Source organism: Bacillus litorisediminis, from assembly GCF_022808645.1.
Classification (GTDB): Bacteria; Bacillota; Bacilli; order Bacillales; family JC228; genus Bacillus_BF; species Bacillus_BF litorisediminis.
Genome location: NZ_JAKZKT010000016.1, coordinates 46,911 through 66,630, shown reverse-complemented (window position 1 = coordinate 66,630; position 19,720 = coordinate 46,911). Strand labels below are relative to the sequence as shown.

Below are 19,720 nucleotides of genomic sequence, written 5' to 3'. Positions count from 1 at the left end.
TTCACCTAAAAAAATGCAAGGTGAATCGTCTTTATTTCAAAAAATTCCCTTGAGATTAAAAGATTATTGCCATTTTTCACATTGGAAAAGGTGTGTTACTCTAAGAAAGAGTTGATGCAAAGGAAGGATTATTTACGTGAATCTATTAGTTTCAAAAGCACATGATATATTAAAAACTATATTCGGGTTTACGAGTTTTCGCTCAGGTCAAGAGACAGTAATCCGGCATATTTTAGACGGACACCACACTTTAGCCGTGATGCCGACTGGCGGCGGTAAATCTCTATGTTATCAGGTCCCAGGCCTAGTACTGGATGGAACAGCTATTATCATTTCGCCTCTTATATCTTTGATGAAGGACCAAGTCGATTCGCTCCAGGCAAATGGGGTTCCAGCCACTTTTATCAATAGTACTCTTTCCCAAACAGAACAAAAAGACATTCTAGAAAAAATAAGGCACTCTACATACAAATTTGTCTATGTGGCACCAGAGCGGTTCGAATCATTTGAGTTTATCCAAACCATAAATTCGATTCAGCTCTCATTTATTGCCTTTGATGAAGCCCATTGTATTTCTCAATGGGGACATGATTTTAGGCCAAGCTACCGTTCCATTATCGAAAATATCAAGAGGTTGGGAACTGCCTGTCCGCTTGTAGCTTTAACAGCAACGGCAACGGACCGGGTCATTTATGACATTCAATCCCTATTGAACATAAGACCTGAATATGTAACAAATACTGGTTTTCACCGGGATAACCTCCATTTCCGAGTTGAACGCGGCGTTAAAAAAAGTGAATTTATCAAGCAATATGTATCTGCACGATCTCAGGATTCTGGGATCATTTACGCACCTACCCGCAAACTAACGGATCAAGTATATAGCTGGCTCATGTCGAATGGGTTTAGGGCGGCCCGTTATCATGCAGGGATGTCTGAGGAAGAAAGAAGTACTGCCCAAAACCTGTTTCTTCAAGATGATGTTACAATCATGGTAGCTACAAATGCCTTTGGAATGGGTATAAATAAATCCAACGTACGCTATATTATCCATTACGGGATTCCGATGAATATCGAGTCTTACTATCAGGAAGCAGGACGGGCAGGGCGTGACGGTGAAGATAGTGAATGTATTCTTTTATTTGCCGCAAATAATGTCCAGCTGCAAAAATTTTTAATTGAACAATCATCTTTAGAAGTATTAAAAAAAGAACAAGAATATGAAAAACTCCATGCAATGGTGCAATACGGGTACACCAATCAATGCTTACAGCGGTATATCCTTGACTACTTTTCCGACCCAAATCAACTGAAACGTTGCGGGACATGCAGCAATTGTTTAAAATCTGGTGAATTAGAAGATGTCACAAAGGAAGCCCAAATGGTTTTGTCCTGTGTGAAACGAATGGGAGAGCGGTTTGGCGTTTCAATGACAGCAAAAGTGCTGAAGGGCTCCAGCAGCCAAAAAATAAGAGAATTTGGTTTTGAAAAACTCTCTACCTACGGATTATTATCTCATTATCGTGAAGCTGATATCGGCACCTTTATCCAACAGCTGATCGCAGATGGTTATTTAGACGTAGAGCACGGCAAATATCCAACCATTAAACTATCAAATAGGGCATTGCCTGTCCTAAAAGGTGAAGAAAAGGTATGGCATCACGCACGCGTTCAAGAAGTTAAAAAGAACGAAAATTATAATGAAGACTTATTTGCCTATTTAAGAGGTTTGCGTAAAAAACTGGCTGATCAATCTGGCATTCCTCCTTACATCGTATTTTCGGATGCTACCTTAAAAGACTTTTGCCGGATGATGCCATTGACTAAAGAACAAATGCTTCAGGTTAAAGGTGTTGGTGAAAGAAAATGGGAGGAATACGGGGAATATTTTATCAATGGCATTCAGGCCTTTATCGACCAATATGGTTCGGATGAAAGCTAATGGAGAAAAAACTGAAGCTCTCAACGAAATGTTACCTGAGGAGCTCTCCTATACTGCTATTAAGGAGTTTCCAGTCAAACACGAGTTCATGTCATAAGACGGCAGTACAGAAGCTGCCGTCTTTTATGACCACACTTGAATCTGTTTGGATGATTCTCCAGAATTACCGCGTACCACTACATAATTCGGAACATCCTTTGTTACAGTTTCTTTAGACTGTTTAAAAATTCTCGTTAGCCTTTGCGCATTGTCACGGCCCTTTAACCAATCCAGGATTGGCAGAGTTGTGTGGTTCTTCATTGAGCGCTTTTTCAGAATACACCATATCTGCTCCCTATAGTAATCATATAGAATGGTTAGTTCTCGTTTAATTTAGACTAAGAATGAAAACTAATTTGCTGATTTACCCAGGAGTCAATCTCATTATATTTGAACTCCCCGTTACAAAAATAATCAGAATTTGTAATAAACCCCATTTTATTTACGTTATAAATCACTGATTGGAAGGAAAACTCAGGAGATGCTGTTGCGGTACAGTCTTCAAGCAAAATACAATCATATCCATACCCATGAGCATCCTGTAATGTGCCCATTACGCACTGGTCAGTATTGATCCCTGCAAAAGCTAAGGTTTTAATGTCTAAGTTTGATAAAGTTTGCTGTAATTCCGTACCAAAGAAGCCGCTAACCCGATTTTTTTCAATTTGTATATCTTCTAACTCAACCAGTTCTTTTAATTCTGGGATAATTTCAGCTGACCATGAACCTTTAACAAGATTCAAACCAAGTCCATTAGGTAATTCTTTACCTATTTCAGTACCGGCATGATAGAATATGCGGCTTATTCCTGGTGGTATATTTACCATATCTGCACGGATCCCCCAATTTAACCAAACCATTTTCATACCAATCATTCTTGCATGCTTTATTACCTTTCTAATCGGATTAACCAGTCCTATTCCTTTGTGTTTCCTGCCTAACTTCTCAGATAAGAAAAAGTTTTGCATATCTGTGATAACAAGCGCCGTTCGCTCTGGATCAAATGCAAGTCTAAAATTATTACTTTTTAATAAATATTTCCTTTTGGCACCACGGCTAATGTCAAAAGTATCGTTGCTTTGAATCCAGTAATTTGTACTATTCCCAAATCGAATCATAGTCTACTCCTTTATTATGAAATGAAGAATAGAAATTAATGACAGCATACAATACAGGCCCGGGATTAATGATTACCCGGGCCTAGAACTGTCAATTCCTAATCAATCTGTAATTAATGATTCCAAATCTCTAGGATAGTAGGTTAATAGCTCAATTCCATCCTCTGTAATGAGAACAGTATCTGAGTGACGGAATCCGCCTAGTCCCTGTACATACAATCCAGGCTCAACGGTTACAACCATCCCTGGTTGAATCATCGTATGATCACCTAAGTCAAAAAATGGTGCTTCGTGGCCTAAAAGTCCAATATTATGACCGGTATGGTGGCGAGTGAGATGTTGAATGCCCTCTTCCTTCCAATATGCTTGAATGGTTTCTTCTACTTTGGAATATGGAATACCCGGTTTAATTGTATTGAAGGCAAGCTGCTGGGCATTGTACATATAGGTAAAATACTTTTCTTGCTCAGGAGTAACCTCTTGAACAAACATAGTTCTTTCTAACTCACTTTTGTAGCCCCAAACGTCAGCTGCAGCCTGTGTAACGAACAAATCACCTTTTTTAAATACGATGTTTTGTGTAACTGCATGCGGGAAGGCAGCCATTTCTCCGATTTGTCCGCGGAAAAAAGCATTCGCTGGACTGCCATGTGGCTTATAATCCGGTCCGAGAGTTTCGATCATCATCATGGTTGCTTCTGTTGTCGCTCGACTTGTAATCTCAATTTCACTAAGTCCTGGTTTTGTGTATTTCACTAAAAGTCGGTGAGCAAGATTGCCCCATCTGCAAGATTCTTTAATTAACTCGATTTCAGCGTCGGATTTGATAAAACGCATTTCCTCAACCCATCCGTGAACCGAAACAAAATCCTTAGCATCCAGTAAATCACTCAGTTTTGGACCGCGGTAACCCATAGGAGATCCGTATCCATTAGAATCATAGGCTATGACCTTACCTTGAAGTCCCGCTTCATTCATTACATCCTTGAAATACTCCATCGGATGACGAACACCTGGATATTCTGGATAAGAATGTACAAAATCAATGACCGCAAACTCTTCCGCATGCTCATGCTCGAGTGCCGGAACAAATAGATGAGTTTTTTCCTGAGGGTCGACAATAAATCCCATAGGACGCTCAGTCGGATGAAAATGGAAACCTGTTAAATAAAAAATATCCGTTACACTAAACAAAACCGCTCCGTCAATATCATTCTCCGTCAATTTTTTGATAAACTTTTTCTGACGGCCTTGCAACTCTTCCTTTGATATAGATAAACGCATATAGAAACTCTCCCTCTTCCGTTATTATTGGCAAATCATAGATTCTAAATCTCTTGGATAGAATGTAAGCATTTCAATACCAGTGTCGGTGACTAGAACGGTGTCGGAATGGCGGAATCCGCCTAATCCGCGAACATAAATCCCCGGCTCAACAGTAAACACCATGCCAGGCTGAATGATGGTTTCATCGCCCAGATCTAAAAATGGCGCTTCATGCCCTAATAAACCGATATTATGGCCGGTATGATGTGAAACAAGATGAGTAATGCCATTTTCTTCAAAGTAGGCTTGGACTTGCTTTTCCACATCCGAACAAGGGACTCCCGGTTTAATCGCGTTGAAAGCAACTTCTTGGGCCTCATACATGTGGTTGAAATACTTTTCCTGTTCCTTACTCACTTCTTGGACAAACATGGTTCTTTCCAGTTCACTATGATAGCCCCACACATCGGCTGCTGCCCCAGTAACGAGGGTATCTCCTTTATTCAAAGTTAAGTTTTGTGTTACCGCATGGGGGAAAGCTGACATTTTTCCAACTTGCCCGCGGAAAATCGCGTAAGCCGTTCTCCCATGAGGTTTATAATCTGGCCCTAATGTTTCAATCATAGCCATGGTCGCTTCAGTACTAGCTCTGCTTGTAATTTCAATCTCGCTAAGACCTGGCTTCGAATATTTTTGCAGTAACCTGTGAGCCAAGTTCCCCCATCGACAAGATTCCTTAATCAATTCAACTTCAGCTTCGGATTTGACAAATCGCATTTCTTCTACCCAGCCAGCGATGGATTCGAATTTCGTCATCATTAAATCGGCTACTTTCGGTCCGCGATACCCTTTGGCTGAACTATACCCTGCTGCGTCTAGCCCGACTATCTTATTTTCAAACTTGTTTTCTAGTAAAATATCTTTCAAGTATTCCATTGGGTGGCGGAGCCCGGGATATTCAGGATAATAATGCACATAGTCGACATTGGCATATTCTTTGGCATGATCATACTCTAGGTGCGGGACTAATAGATGGGTTTTTTGCGTAGAATCCAAGACAAGAGCAATGGGTCTCTCAGATGGACGGAAGTGAAAATTGGTTAGATAAAAAATGTCTGTCACACTGAATAGAACCGCACAATCAACGTTTTCAGCCGCTAATCTTTGATACAGCTTCCGTTGACGCTCTAAAATTTCTTCTTTTGAAATCGATAATCTCATGCTTTTCCCTCACTTTTTAAAATTTATTTTGAAAACAAATGGCAAGCAACTGTATGACCATTTTCCATTTCAATTACAGGAGGTGCTTTTGTTTGACAGATAGCCATACATTCCGAACAACGAGGATGGAACGAACAGCCCTTAGGCGGATTAGCCGGGCTCGGGACATCACCCGTTAAAATGATTCGTTCTCTCTTTTCATCCGGGTGGGAAACCGGTACAGCTGAAATAAGCGCCTTCGTATACGGATGCTTTGGATTTTCAAAAAGCTCTTCTGTACTCGCTAGCTCCACGATTTTACCTAAATACATCACGGCTACCCTGTCAGTAATGTGCTTGACTACACTCAAATCGTGAGAAATAAAAATATATGTTAAATTAAATTCCTTCTGAAGCTTTAATAATAGATTAATAACTTGAGATTGGATGGAGACATCCAGGGCCGAAACTGGTTCATCCGTTACAATCAAGTCCGGCTGCAAAATAACAGCCCGGGCAATCCCGATTCTCTGCCTTTGACCGCCAGAAAACTCATGAGGATAACGATCTAGATGGTATTCCGATAACCCCACAATCTCTAGGATTTCAATCGCTTTTTTGACACGTTCCTCTTTTGTATGCAGACCATGGACTCGCAATGGCTCAGTTAAAATTTGGCGGATGGTTTTTTTCGGATTTAATGAAGCATAGGGATCCTGGAAAACCATCTGAATCCGTCTTCTCAGTTTCCGCATTTCTTCATATGGAAGCTTACTGATATCCTTATTTTCAAATAGAATACTTCCATCTGTCGGGGCATTTAAACGAAGAAGGGTTCTTCCCGTTGTTGATTTCCCGCAACCACTTTCACCAACCAAACCGAATGTTTCCCCTTTATAAACGGTAAATGAAATATCGTCTACCGCTTTTACATATGTTTTCGGTTTAAACCAACCTTGGTCCACCTCATAGTATTTTTTCAGATTTTTAACTTCTAACAATGGACTGGCTGCCACTAGCAACTACCTCCTCATCCTGATAAATCCAACATCGGCATGATTGATTTTCTAACTGAAATAGGGGAGGTCTTTCCTCGAGACATTTTTTAAATACCTTTGGACAACGCGGAGCAAAGGTGCATCCTTTTGGCAGCTCATCTGGGCGCGGAACACTTCCTTTAATCGACCTCAGCTCTTTTTTTCGATCATTTGCATTTGGCATTGAATCCAGCAGTCCTTGAGAGTAAGGATGCTTCGGATTGTTAAAAAGCGTTCGAACGTCTGTACTTTCCACAATCTGTCCGGCGTACATGACAATGACGCGATCACACATTTCCGCTACAACTCCAAGGTCATGCGTAATCAGTACCGTCGACATTTGATTTTTCTTCGTAATATCTTTCATCAGCTCTAAAATTTGAGCTTGAATCGTTACATCCAACGCTGTAGTCGGCTCATCAGCTATTAAAAGCTTAGGCTGACAAACAATTGCTAACGAAATCATGACCCTCTGTCTCATACCGCCCGAAAGCTGATGCGGATACTCATCAATGATTTGCTCCGCTCGTGGAATCCCAACCTGTTTTAACATTTCAATGATTTTTTTACGGATTTCTTTTTTCTTTAGGTTGGTATGCTGTAAAAGAGGCTCACTTAACTGTTGACCGATTGTGAAAACAGGGTTTAAAGATGTCATTGGCTCTTGGAAAATCATTGCAATATCATTACCGCGAAGCTTCCGCATTTCTTTTTCAGATAGTTTGGTAAGATCCTTATTCTCCAACAGGATCCGTCCATCCTCAATATAGCCAATCGGTTCGGGTAAAAGTCCCATGATTGATAAAGAGGTTACACTTTTACCACATCCTGATTCACCGACAAGTCCAACGGTTTCTCCTTCATTCACTTCAAAATCAATGCCATTTACCGCTTTCACTATCCCTGCAGAAGTTTTAAAATAGGTTTTAAGATTTTCAACTTTCAATACCGTATTTACCATACGTAAACATTCCTCTCCTTTCAGAGGCGCCTTCCTTAATCACCCTTCAGTTCCGGATCTAATACATCTCGCAGCCAATCTCCAAACAGGTTGACCCCTAATGCTGTAATTACAATGGCCACACCTGGGAACGTTATTAACCACCATGCACTATAGATATAATCCTTTCCTTCATTGAGCATGTTCCCCCAAGCGGGTGTTGGCGGCTGTACCCCGAAGCCCAAGAAACTGACGGAGGCCTCAGCAATAATAAAGGTCGCAATTTGCAATGAAGACAAGACGATGATCGGGGTAAATAGGTTCGGAACAATATGCTTTAAGATAATTTCTCTTCTTCTGACCCCAGTAGCTACACAAGAGAGAATAAATTCCTTTTCTCTTAAAGCTAGTACTTCACTTCGTACGACCCTGGCGTAAATGACCCACCCCCCGATAACAAGCGAAATAATAATGTTTCTTAGACCTGTCCCTATTACTGCATTGATAACGAGAACCAGCAGGATAAATGGGAAGGCAAGCATTACGTCTACAATCCGCATTAGTACTGCGTCAATCCAGCCTCTAAAGTAACCGGCAACTATTCCAATAATGGTACCAATTAAACCAGCGAAGAACACAGTGGATATCCCAATGATGAGCGATATTTTAGTTCCGTAAATAATCCGGGACAAAATATCACGGCCAAGCTGATCCGTTCCTAACAAATGGCCATCTGTCATAGGAGGAAGGAGCTTTTTACTAAAGTCCGCTAATTCTGGATCGTACGGAGCGAGCCATTGCCCAAAAAGCCCTAGCACAAGGAGAATGACAATGATGAAAGCGCCAAATAAACCGGTACGACTTTTCATCAATTGTTTGATTAAAAATTGCCATAGTGATTGTTGTTTAGACGTTTTAATTTCGATTGCCTGCTCTGTGTTTTTATCGATTATTATGTTACCCAAGTGTTCGTCCCCCCTATTTCAAACGGATTTGTGGGTTCACATAGGCATATAGGATATCTGCCAGGAAGTTGATGATGGAGTATATTAACGCGATAATAAAAACCCCTGCAAGGACAACTGGGAAGTCACGGTTCATCAGCGACTGCATGAGAAGTCTCCCGATGCCTGGCCAGGAAAAAACGGTTTCCGTGATAACTGCCCCGCCTAGTAAAACCCCTAAGTCTAACGCTACGAGTGTAATGATGGGAAGGAGAGCATTTTTTAAAGCGTATCTGGATAACACTTTCCGAACAGGTACCCCTGAAGCTTTTGCCGTACGAATATAATCTTTTCGAAGTACATCGAGCATCGTTGATCTTGTAAAACGGGCGAATCTGGCAACACTGTAAGCGGCTAGTGTAATCATCGGTAATATCATATGAGTCACCGATCCTCCGCCACCAGAAGGAAGCCAGTTTAATGTTGCTGCAAAAATGAGGATTAAAATAATCCCTAACCAGAAACTTGGTACGGCCTGACCTAATACGGTAAAAGCAACCCCTACTTGGTCATATATTGAATTTCGTTTGTATGCGGATATAATCCCGATTGGAATCGCTATTAAAATCGAAAGGGCAAGCGCTGAAAAAGCCAGCTGAAACGTTGCAGGTATTCGATCTAATACAATGGCTAATGCTGGCTCGCGTGAACGCAATGATTCGCCAAAATCACCTTGTACGGCATTAATCATGAATTCCCCGTATTGAACAATAAGTGGCCGGTCAAAACCTAGTGCCTCTCGATATTCAGCCAACTGGTCCTTTGGGGCATCCGGCGGTAAGAAAAGTGCAGTTGGATCCCCAGATAGACGAATTAAAAAGAACACAGCTGTTAATGCCAAAAACACTACTAAAACCACCTGAAGGGATCTTTTTACAACAAAATCTAACATGTCATACCTCCTATCATTTAAAGATGGAAGGAGGGTATCAAAACCCTCCTATCATTAGTTCCAGCTCATGGTATGGACAAGCATTTTTTCATCAATTCGCGGTTGGAAGTTCAAGTTCTTTCTGACAGCGTATAAATCACCTTGCTGCCATAAATAGATCCATGCAGCTTCCTCAACAAGTCTATTCTGAAGTTCAGCCCATGCTTGCTTTCTTTCTTCAGGATCAAAAATTGGGATTGCCTTTGAGATTAAGTCTTGAACCTCTGGATCATAAAAACCGCTGTACGGTGCCTCTTGTGTGAATAAGTTTTCAATCGTGCCTTGCGCATCAAAAGCGGGACCCCAGCCGAGGATGAACATATCACCCATCTCACGCTGACGGATTTTAGCTAAATGATTCCCCCATTCATTTACTTGAACATTGACTGTTATACCAATTTCCTGCAATTGTGCTGCAATGGCTTGTGCCACATGAGTATCCATTGGGTACCGGCCATTCGGAGTGTCTAATTGCAATGTCATTTCAGATGGATCATAACCGGCTTCTTCTAATAATTGAACAGCCTTATCGGGATTATATTCATATCCTTCCGTTTCGGCATAGTCCGCATTAATTTTAGAAAGCGGGCCCGTCATCTTTGTTCCGTATCCGTTTAAAACACTTTCCAGTAATTCATCGACATTGACTGCATGACTTATGGCCTGACGAACCTTTTTATCCTGGAGTGGCCCATCATAAAAGGTATTGAGTGCTACATAATTAATTCGTGAAGAGCCAATCATTTCAATTTTTGAATTTTCGTCATTTTCTACTCTATCAACTGAATCAACCGGAATATTTTTAAATAAGTCAACTTCTCCGCTTAAAAATGCCGCCAACCGGCTACTAAATTCTGGGATATATCTAAACGTAACCTCTTTAATAACAGGGGCACCATTCCAATAATCTTCATTAGCTTCGAGCTTTAAATACTGATCCCTTTGCCACTCTGAAAACTTGTATGCTCCAGTACCTATTGGATTTTTGGCTGCTTCTTCAAGCCCTACTTCCTGAACATGTTCCATATCCATAATTAATAGATCATCCGCAATGCGCAATAATAAATTGGGCAGCGGTTCATGTGTGATGATTTGAACCTTGTAATCATCAACAACTTTTACCTCTTTAAATGCCGTCCATCTTGAACGATAAAATGAATTATTTTCTTCTTTTAAAATGTATTCAATATTTTGTTTAACATCTTCTGCGGTAAAAGGTTTTCCATTATGGAAGGTAACATCATCTCTTAAAGTAAATTCCCAAGTAAGCTCATCGATATTTTTCCATTCGGTAGCTAGTCCTGGAATAAAACTGCCCTCATTATCTCTTTCAATTAATGGATCATAAATGTTTCTAATTTGCACATCATTTACATAATTCACGTCCGTATTAGCGAGCATTGTGACCGCATCTGCTTCAATTCCAATAACAATGTCATCTCTTGCTGATGACGAACCCTCATCCGCGGCATCATCATTCGTATTACTATCTGTCATATCCCCAGCAGTTTCAGGTGTACATCCGGCTGCTATCAACACTAGTAAAATGAACGAGAATAATACAAATAGATTTTTTCTTACCATAGTATTTTCCCTCCTATAAGATTGCTAGATAATGACCTATTAAATATCTGAATTAAAATCATCCTTTCTCTATTTATCTGAAATATCTTTATTTTCAGTCTACCAATTCCATAAATTTTATCTATGTGGTTACTACCAAAATGGAAATCTATTTCTTGTTAAAATTCACAAAATTAAGTATAGTTTTAATAGTAACTCTTTTGTTTGGGGGCAGTTATGAATCAATCACTTAATAAATTACAGCTACAATATTTAATTCATGTTTCCAACATATTAAATTCAACCTTAGATATTGATACAGTGGTTGACTTGATTATTTCCGAAATCATTCCAATTATTGACGGTGCAGATGGCGGAATCCTCTTTTTATTTGATGAAAAGAAGCAGCAGTTAGTCCCGAAAAGTTCATACGGTTTTAATGAAAACATTCTAAAGCTTGTCCGAATAAAACCTGGTGAATCTATGACAGGACTTGCTTTTAAAAAGCGGAGAACTTTAATTTTTTCTAATCGCGAGGAAATATTTGGAGCCCAGCAATCCTTTTCCCCTTACAATCAGGAAATGCACAATTCAGCTATTCGCTCAACTGTCTACTCAGCCATCTGTGCCCCCATTTTCATAAAAGAAAAGTGTATTGGCATTATTACGCTTGATTGTTTTTCAAAAAACAAGTCTTTTACGATGGAAGATAGGGAGCTATTAGAAGCCATTACTCATCAGGTAGGAATTGCTTTAGAAAGGACTGCATTATATAAAGAAAAGGAAAAATCTATTAAACTTCTTGAAAGCCTCAACCAGGAAATCACCCGGCAAAATCAGCTTCTTTCACATTCCATTGAGTTACATCAAAGATTATCCAATATTGTGTTAAACGGAGAAGGTTTGAATGAAATCCTAATGTATATTCAGTCAACCATCAACGCCCCTACTCTTTTACTCGATAATTATGGAGAGATATTAATTTCCTACAAAATAGACGAGCTTGATTTAGAAATGAACTCCTTTATTGAATATATTGTCCCCCATTTGAGCAACGATTCTGTCCAAAAACAGATGTCTGTCTCATTCGGGAGAGATCGAAAATATGATCTTTCCTTATTCCCAATCGGCAGCAAGACAAACCTTCTAGGATATTTAGTTACCGTGTCCTCCCACAAACTAAATGAAATACATATCGCTGCTTTAAGTCACGCCTGCACGATTATTTCTTTAGAATTATTAAAGGAACAAAATCTTTATGAGATCGAGCAAAGTTTAAAAGGCGAATTTATTGAAGAGCTTTTTCAGGGCGGGAAATTTAGCGATAGCTTAAGAAAAAGAGCATTACAGTTAAATCTTGAGCAAGAACGCCTATACCAGGTTGTTTATATTGATTATGAACCGCTTATCCATAATTATGAGAGGTCTAGAAAGATAAACTATACCATCCATAAAAAATTACTGAACCTCGTGAGGCATCTCTTTTTAAATGGATTTGCCACTGGACTAGCTGTTAATAGAAAAAATCATATTATCGTCATTCTTTCTTTCAAAGATGAATCGAAGCTAGAAAAAATAAAATCATTTTTAATCGAAAAATGTAACCAACTTTTAAATCAAGTGGAAAAAGATTTCAAGGGTTTGACTGTAGCAGTGGGGATTGGAGGCATTCAGAAAGGGCTGGATCATGTTTTTAAATCTTCACAGCAGGCAATCCGATGTCTATCCTATATTAGGAACAAGAAAATAAATGATACAATTCTTTTCTTTGATGAATTAGGAGCAAAGAGGCTTTATTTAAATAATACCAATGAAGAACTCTTGGATTTTCTGACAGATATTCTTGGTCCTTTATTACAATATGAAAACCAACAAAAGGAAGAGTTTATTGAGACATTACTCATTTATTTGGAAAATAATCAGAAGCTGAAAATAACGGCTGAGAAATTACATATTCATTTAAATACTCTTTCCTATCGAATAAAACGGATAGAATCTATATTAGGGATTAGTTTTCAAGATCCAAATGACCTGCTTAATTTATATTTGGCTGTTAATATGTACAAAATGCTTAAATAAGGGCCGATCGTAATAGGGCCCCTATTTAAGCATTAGTTTATGGCAGAAAAGGCAGGAGATAATTATCCCCTTGTCTAAGCAATATTTTTATTTCGCTCAATTCTTCTCTCACCCTCAAGCAGCCTCGCCTGGACTAATCGTTCTCTAACCTTAATGCCGACCAGACTGGCCAAATAAGCTTTTACAATCCCGCCTAAAATAAATGGTGTTACAGCTACACTCATGGCAGCTGTCCATGACACGTCTGCCACAAATTTATATTGAATACCGCCCAACGCCAAAGTAATAATCATTCCGGCCAAATTTGCAATCATCGCCATTGAAATCGTAAATTTGGTTTTTTCAAGGATCAAACCAGTGACATATGCAGTCACAATAAATCCAATAATGAATCCCCCCGTTGGACCGACTAACACATGAAACCCAGCACTAGCCTGTGTAAATACCGGAACCCCTACTGCTCCAATTGCCGCATAGACAATCATCGCAATGGCTCCATAGCGGCTCCCTAAAATGGTAGCAGTCAGCCCTACCGCTAAAGTTTGCCCTGTTATGGGTATCAGCGGAAGCGGAATCGTAATCTGCGCGAGAATTCCAGTAATGGCAGCAAATAAAGCACAATATAATAGCATTCTGAGTTTATTGTTTCTTTCCATGTTAACTCCCCTTCATTTGATTGTTAACCTATGTACAAAAATAGGTTAACATTATTCCGAGGGGAATGCTAGAGGAAATATTTATTTTTTTGGGTATTCGGATTATAGTGTGGAAACAATACTTTAAATAACAACTTAAATCCTTTATCAAATAGGTGTGTCTATCAATATTCGAAAAATCCCCTGGGTTAGATATTCAGTTTTTTCTTACAGTTAAAATCATTTTATTTTATAATATCCCTTTACAGTTATATTCCATTTGTGTTATATTACATTTGCGTTATATTCGACTCACATTAATATGTCAAATATCAGAAAGGGGATGCAATGACAAAAATAGATATTTATTTAATGAGGTGAGCGACATGTCAGGTAAAATTCCAGGCATGGATGTATCTATGCTGGTTGCATTGGCTGAACCAAATCGAATGGCTATCGTTGAACTGTTGCGTGATGGACCTCTAACTGTGGGAGAAATTGCTAATCGCCTGGAACTTTCTCAGCCACATGCATCCAAGCATTTAAAAGTACTAAGTAACAATGGAATTGTAGAAGTAAAGCCAGAAGCTAATCGTCGTTATTACAAGCTGCGATCTGAGCCTTTCCAGGTATTAGAATATTGGGTAACTTCCTTTCAAAAGAATATGGAAAGGAAATTCGACAACCTGGACGATTATGTACAAGAATTGAAAAATAAAAAGCAATAAACGAGTAAAAAATAAGGAGGAAAAAGCATGCCAAATAACAAAATGCTTTCAAGAGTAGAGAATGAAAGGTTTCTTGTTTTAGAACGAGTTTATGATATGCCACGTGATCAACTATTTCAATTATTCAAGGAACCAGAGCATTTAAAGCGCTGGTGGAGTACGGATGGTTGGGAACTACCCTTTTGTAACATGGACTTTCGCCCGGGAGGCGTATGGCACTACTGCATGAAATGTGTTGATAAGAATCAAGAAGAATATGGAATGGAATCTTGGAACAAAACCATTTATAAAGAAATTATTGAGCCAGAAAAGATTGTCTATAATGATTATTTCTCGGATGCAGAAGGCAATATCAATGAGTCCATGCCTTCTCCAGAGGTCACGATGGAATTCATCGATTTGGGCAGTCAAACAAAATTGGTCAGCCGTTCTGAATTCGACTCAGCAGATTCCCTTCAAGCTGTTTTGGACATGGGATTGCTGGAAGGCATTACACAAACGTGGGATAGTTTAGATGCACTAGTTGAGACCTTGAAATAAAATAGGGAACAAAACTTTGATTATTTAATATTTAAAAAGATGAAAGAAATATTTACAAGGCGGTTGACCAGAGTAGTTAACCGCCTTGTAGTACATCTTGTATGGATGTAATCTACCTCCCAAGGATAAAGAATACCCTATTCCAATCCATCAAAATTGCTTAAACTATAGTAAAATATTATAAGAACAATTTAACCTATTTTAGAGAACTATTTTACTACCCTCCCCATTCGTTTAACAGAAATCTAATTTATGCTTTCCACACGATAATACGAATACCTATTTTTTTTTGCTTCCACCATTAAATCAATCCAACACTTATCTGCGCTTCTTTTTACCCTTGTTACGAACCGAATTTCTCTTCACTTCCAGTCTATCATACGGTTTTTGAGGCGATTTTATTTCCCGCTTCGGCCTTACATTTTTCTTATCAATCGATTGCCCCATGCCTTTTTCAATTTTCCCAAGCATTTGCTCGTCTTTTGGCGCAACAAAGGTGACAGCCTTACCCTTTTCACCTGCTCTGCCGGTTCGGCCGATACGGTGGATATAGCTTTCAACATCTTCTGGAATGTCGTAATTGAAAACGTGCGTGACTCCACTTACATCCAGTCCCCTTGCCGCTACATCAGTTGCGACTAAGTATTGGATTTCGGCGTCCCGGAATCGTTTCATGACTCGTTCTCTCTTGGCTTGAGAAAGGTCGCCGTGCAATTCATCTGCATTGAATCCGTTTTGCTGAAGCGCTTCATTCAGTTTACTGACCCGACGCTTAGTTCGACAGAAGACCATGGCAAGAAAAGGGGACTCTTCTATTAAGGTTTGAAAAAGATGCTGTTGCTTTAACCTATCTGTTGTTAGGATGACACTCTGGTCGATTTCCTTAACCGTTACCTCTGGATTTTTCACCCTAATATCAACCGGATTCGTTAAATATTTTTTGGCCAGACTTCGGACTTGATCAGGAACTGTCGCAGAAAACAATAGCGTTTGCCTTGTCGATGGTATTTCTTTTATAATTTGTTCCACCTCAGGAAGAAAACCAATATGCAGCATTTGATCGGCTTCATCTAAGACAAGGGTTGAAAGCTTTGAAAGCTGAACTGTTTCTCTGCGCAGATGGTCGAGCAGTCTCCCTGGAGTTGCCACAATCACTTGAATATTTCCTTTTAACTTACGTAGTTGCTGCTCCACATCTTGGCCTCCATATATCGGAAGGACACGAATTCCCTCTTCCTCACTGAGAACACTTTTAATATCATTTGTTATTTGAAGCGCCAGCTCCCTTGTTGGGGTCAGAATTAGAGCTTGAGGTCCCGTTTTTGTTACATCTATTTTCTCTAATATCGGCAATACAAAGGCCAGAGTTTTCCCGGTTCCCGTCTGGGCGCGTCCGATTACATCCTTCCCTTCCAAAATTGCAGGAATCGCTTTTTCCTGAATCAGAGTAGGAGATGTGATGCCTTTCATTTTAAGCCGTCCAATCCTTGTATCACTAATATGCAGATTATAAAAATCTTCCATCCTAAGACCACCTAAACATTATTTTACGCATCCGCTATTTCACCTTTATAAAATATCTTTTTATGAAGTTCGATTCCCAATTCTCTGGCCATCTTCTTTAGTTCCCGTTCTTCCCTGGGAGAAACAAAGGATACAACAGTGCCCCCATGAGAACCCAGCCTTCCTGTCCTACCGGATCTGTGCACGTACTGGTTGAGATCCCTGCTTAAATCAAGATGCAGTACATGGGTTAGACCTTTAATATCAAGACCTCTCGCTGCCACATCGGTTGCTAAAAGAAGATTGCTTTTTCCCGAACGGATGCTTTTAATCGCATTTTCTCTATCCTGCTTTTTCGTTTCGCTATGTAAAATACTAGGGGTCAAACCTTCGTAAGATAATTTTGATGCCAGAACATTCAACTGTCCTATGTCATTAGAAAACGCCAATACTTTTTCTGGTTCTGTTCTCATCAGTTTACCGATTAATTCAACCTTATCCCTCTCCTCACAAACAAAATAGATATGCTCAACGTCTTGATTCAGAGAAGGCATTTCGTCAACCTTTATCACTTCAGGATGACTCATCCATTGTTTCGCAAGTTCTTCTGTTTTTTCGGTTAACGTTGCTGAAAATAACAGTACCTGTCTATCCCGCAAAGCAGAATCTACAATCCCTTTTACCGTTTGCAGATGTTCCGGAACCAATAATTGATCTCCTTCATCGATTACAATCATTTTGACTTCATGCATTTTTATTTTCTTTTGCTTTATGAGCTCCAGCAGACGTCCAGGTGTGCCCGCAATGATGTGGGGACGTTTTTTTAGCTTTTCGATTTGCCGTTTAATATTCCCGCCGCCAATAAAAGACGCAGCCTTTATTTCACTTCCTCCAGACCATTCCTGAATTTCTTGAAAAATTTGCATGACTAACTCGTGGGATGATGCCAGGATTACTGCTTGTACATGAGGCAGCCCTGGATCAACTTTTTCTATAACTGGAAGCAAATAAGCCAATGTTTTTCCTGTTCCGGTTGGAGACTGGGCGATCACGTCTTTTTTCTCAAGGATAAGCGGGATTGCCTTCTCCTGTATTGGAGTCGGATTTGCAAATCCCTTTTTGCTCCAGTTTTCCTTGATAAATGGCTTTAACTGCTCTATGATTGATGAATTCATGTTTTACTCCTCTTTCATAAGTCATACAAAAGGATGGGATTCCACCCACCCTTTCTAGTCATTTCTTATTATGGCATGTTTTGCTATGATAATGATATTTTTTTATTTGTATTAAACAGATTCCTGATCTAAAGCGATTTCTAATTCCTTGTACAATTGATCCCGTTTGTTATCGAGCTTCTGCTGTTTTTCCATTAGTTCTTGCAAAACCTTCAGTTCTTGTTCATGCACCATTTGCCCCTGAATCGTTTTGAGTTTTTCCTCGATTTCTTCAATTTCCAGTTCTATTTGAGGTGCTTTATTCTTTGTAACAGGCTCCTTTTTCTGAACATATGGATTTTTTATGGTTATCCCTTGACTCTTCTTTTCCGGAAGTATCTCTTTCAGTTTTTTCCTTGCCCAAGAATAATGGCCAGGGAATGCATACAAAGTTTGGTTTGTTAACCAATACGTTTTGGAAAAAAGCTTATCAATAAAATAGCGATCATGGGATACGGCTAAAATGGTCCCATTAAACCTTTCCAAAGCGTCCTCCAGCACTTCTCTTGAATCAATATCAAGATGGTTGGTCGGTTCGTCGAGGATTAGAAAGTTAATATCCTGGTACATCAGCTGAGCAAGCCGCAGTCTCATTTTCTCTCCGCCGCTTAAACCTTTAATTTTTTGAAAAACGGCAGGTCCGTAAAATAAGAACCTAGCTAAAATATGTCTAGCTTCACCCTCGGTTACCCTAACCTCATCCCTAAAAGCTCCAATGATAGTTTGATCTGGATCTTTCACATGGAAAGTCTGTGATAAATAGCCTATTTTTACATTACTCCCCATTTTAATCTCACCATGATCAGCTGTTAATTCTTTTAAAAGCAGTTTTAAAATTGTAGACTTACCAGTTCCATTTTCACCAACAATGACAGCACGATCCTGGAATTTAAGATTCATATTAATTCCGCTAAAGAGCTCTATCCCATTAAACGATTTGGAGACATCTTTCATAACCATTACATCATTACCGCTTCGTTGGTTCTGTTCGAATCGAAGATCCATTTTTTTCGTTTCGAGGACGGGTCTTTTCAATTTTTCCATTCTTTCTAAAGCCTTTTCCATACTGCTGGCTCTTTTATGAAGACCTGCATTAGGCGGATTAGCCTGGTTTGCCCACTCCCGTAATCGTTTAATCGTCTCTTTCATTTTCTTAATTTTCTTTTGCTGTTCCTGATAAGCCTGAAACTCAAGCAGAAGCTTTTCTTCCTTTTCTTTAAGGAAACCTGAGTAATTTTGGTGATACATCACGAGTTCGCCATCTTCTAAATCTAAAATTTTCGCCACCACCTGATCGAGAAAATATCGGTCATGGGAAATCACTACAACCGTTCCTTTGTACTCTTTTAAATACTCTTCCAGCCATTCGACCGCACCAATATCCAAATGATTCGTAGGTTCATCGAGCAGTAATAGATCAGGATTCTGAAGCAGGATTAGACCCAAACCAACTTTTGTCTTTTCCCCGCCGCTCAAAGTTTCAAATGTACTATCAAGGAGGTCGTTTATCTTTAAACCATTTACAACCTTTTGAATGTTGGCTTCTATCTCATAACCGCCCAAATAAGTAAATTGATCCTGAATCGATCCATATTCTTTAATCAATCGAATCAGGCGGGATTGATCCTGCTCTGTAGCCATTCTTGTTTCTATATCCCGCATTTCGTTCTCCATTTTTTTCAATTTAGAAAAAGCTGAAGATAAGACTTCGCAAACTGTTACTTCATTTGAGTAGGATGGAATTTGTTCTAGATAGCCCACCTTACAGTCTTTTTTAATATGAATCTGACCAGAATCAGGTGCTTCAATCCCGGCAAGCAGCTTAAAAATCGTAGTTTTTCCGCTTCCATTTCTGCCGACTAAGCCAACTCTGTCATTGTCATGGATTTCAAACGATAAATGTTCAAATATTTTGGTACCGCCGAACATTTTACTTACTTCATGTGCCGCACAAATAATCATGGTTTTTAACTCCTTTGGA

Annotated in this window: 17 protein-coding genes; 4 read left to right on the top strand and 13 right to left on the bottom strand. The window is 39.4% G+C overall.

Translation table 11 applies throughout. The annotated features are described in order from the left end of the window. The first annotated feature begins 136 nt into the window (after nt 1-136). A complete protein-coding gene (gene recQ / locus MLE14_RS10295; protein ID WP_243298283.1) occupies nt 137-1,942 on the top strand; it encodes a DNA helicase RecQ in 1,806 nt (601 codons plus the stop codon). Nucleotides 1,943-2,065: 123 nt separating this feature from the next. Here the strand turns inward: recQ and MLE14_RS10290 are convergent, their stop codons facing one another. The 9 genes from MLE14_RS10290 to MLE14_RS10250 all read right to left on the bottom strand — a co-directional run bounded on the left by MLE14_RS10290 (nt 2,066) and on the right by MLE14_RS10250 (nt 11,061). Next, nucleotides 2,066-2,242, bottom strand: a complete 177-nt coding sequence (locus MLE14_RS10290) for a hypothetical protein (RefSeq protein WP_243298282.1) — start codon at nt 2,240-2,242, stop codon at nt 2,066-2,068. Nucleotides 2,243-2,319: 77 nt separating this feature from the next. Next, complete coding sequence (locus MLE14_RS10285) at nt 2,320-3,099, bottom strand: isochorismatase family cysteine hydrolase (RefSeq protein WP_243298281.1); 780 nt, start codon at nt 3,097-3,099, stop codon at nt 2,320-2,322. Nucleotides 3,100-3,201: 102 nt separating this feature from the next. Then, nucleotides 3,202-4,383 carry a M24 family metallopeptidase gene (locus tag MLE14_RS10280; protein ID WP_243298280.1) on the bottom strand — a complete coding sequence of 394 codons (1,182 nt, stop codon included), beginning with the start codon at nt 4,381-4,383 and terminating at the stop codon, nt 3,202-3,204. Between the two features lie 24 nt (nt 4,384-4,407). Beyond that, nucleotides 4,408-5,586 carry a M24 family metallopeptidase gene (locus MLE14_RS10275; protein ID WP_243298279.1) on the bottom strand — a complete coding sequence of 393 codons (1,179 nt, stop codon included), beginning with the start codon at nt 5,584-5,586 and terminating at the stop codon, nt 4,408-4,410. 23 nt (nt 5,587-5,609) lie between these two features. Then, on the bottom strand, nt 5,610-6,581 hold the full coding sequence (locus MLE14_RS10270; RefSeq protein WP_313897746.1) for an ABC transporter ATP-binding protein: 972 nt from the start codon (nt 6,579-6,581) through the stop codon (nt 5,610-5,612). Further along, complete coding sequence (locus MLE14_RS10265; protein WP_243298277.1) at nt 6,553-7,563, bottom strand: ABC transporter ATP-binding protein; 1,011 nt, start codon at nt 7,561-7,563, stop codon at nt 6,553-6,555. The genes MLE14_RS10270 and MLE14_RS10265 overlap by 29 nt, the downstream gene beginning before the upstream one ends. Nucleotides 7,564-7,598: 35 nt before the next feature. Further along, nucleotides 7,599-8,507, bottom strand: a complete 909-nt coding sequence (locus MLE14_RS10260; protein WP_243298276.1) for an ABC transporter permease — start codon at nt 8,505-8,507, stop codon at nt 7,599-7,601. 13 nt (nt 8,508-8,520) lie between these two features. After that, nucleotides 8,521-9,438: an ABC transporter permease gene (locus MLE14_RS10255; protein ID WP_243298275.1), complete on the bottom strand. Its 918-nt coding sequence runs from the start codon at nt 9,436-9,438 to the stop codon at nt 8,521-8,523. A gap of 54 nt (nt 9,439-9,492) precedes the next feature. After that, the gene (locus MLE14_RS10250; RefSeq protein ID WP_243298274.1) at nt 9,493-11,061 is read right to left on the bottom strand and encodes an ABC transporter substrate-binding protein; all 1,569 of its coding nucleotides are present in this window, start codon (nt 11,059-11,061) and stop codon (nt 9,493-9,495) included. A gap of 216 nt (nt 11,062-11,277) precedes the next feature. On the opposite strand from MLE14_RS10250, the gene MLE14_RS10245 reads away from it, so the two are divergent. Continuing rightward, nucleotides 11,278-13,119, top strand: a complete 1,842-nt coding sequence (locus MLE14_RS10245; protein WP_243298273.1) for a helix-turn-helix domain-containing protein — start codon at nt 11,278-11,280, stop codon at nt 13,117-13,119. Nucleotides 13,120-13,193: 74 nt separating this feature from the next. Here MLE14_RS10245 and MLE14_RS10240 read toward each other — a convergent pair whose 3' ends face one another. Next, a complete protein-coding gene (locus MLE14_RS10240; protein WP_243298272.1) occupies nt 13,194-13,775 on the bottom strand; it encodes a biotin transporter BioY in 582 nt (193 codons plus the stop codon). 365 nt (nt 13,776-14,140) lie between these two features. On the opposite strand from MLE14_RS10240, the gene MLE14_RS10235 reads away from it, so the two are divergent. Further along, nucleotides 14,141-14,482, top strand: coding sequence for an ArsR/SmtB family transcription factor (locus tag MLE14_RS10235; RefSeq protein ID WP_243298271.1), 342 nt, complete (start codon nt 14,141-14,143; stop codon nt 14,480-14,482). A gap of 27 nt (nt 14,483-14,509) precedes the next feature. Next, on the top strand, nt 14,510-15,022 hold the full coding sequence (locus MLE14_RS10230) for an SRPBCC domain-containing protein (RefSeq protein ID WP_243298270.1): 513 nt from the start codon (nt 14,510-14,512) through the stop codon (nt 15,020-15,022). 318 nt (nt 15,023-15,340) lie between these two features. Here MLE14_RS10230 and MLE14_RS10225 read toward each other — a convergent pair whose 3' ends face one another. The 3 genes from MLE14_RS10225 to abc-f form a co-directional block, all read right to left on the bottom strand. After that, nucleotides 15,341-16,546, bottom strand: coding sequence for a DEAD/DEAH box helicase (locus MLE14_RS10225; RefSeq protein ID WP_243298269.1), 1,206 nt, complete (start codon nt 16,544-16,546; stop codon nt 15,341-15,343). 23 nt (nt 16,547-16,569) lie between these two features. After that, nucleotides 16,570-17,700, bottom strand: coding sequence for a DEAD/DEAH box helicase (locus MLE14_RS10220; protein WP_243298268.1), 1,131 nt, complete (start codon nt 17,698-17,700; stop codon nt 16,570-16,572). A gap of 111 nt (nt 17,701-17,811) precedes the next feature. Then, nucleotides 17,812-19,701 carry a ribosomal protection-like ABC-F family protein gene (abc-f, locus tag MLE14_RS10215; RefSeq protein ID WP_243298267.1) on the bottom strand — a complete coding sequence of 630 codons (1,890 nt, stop codon included), beginning with the start codon at nt 19,699-19,701 and terminating at the stop codon, nt 17,812-17,814. Between the last annotated feature and the right edge of the window lie 19 nt (nt 19,702-19,720).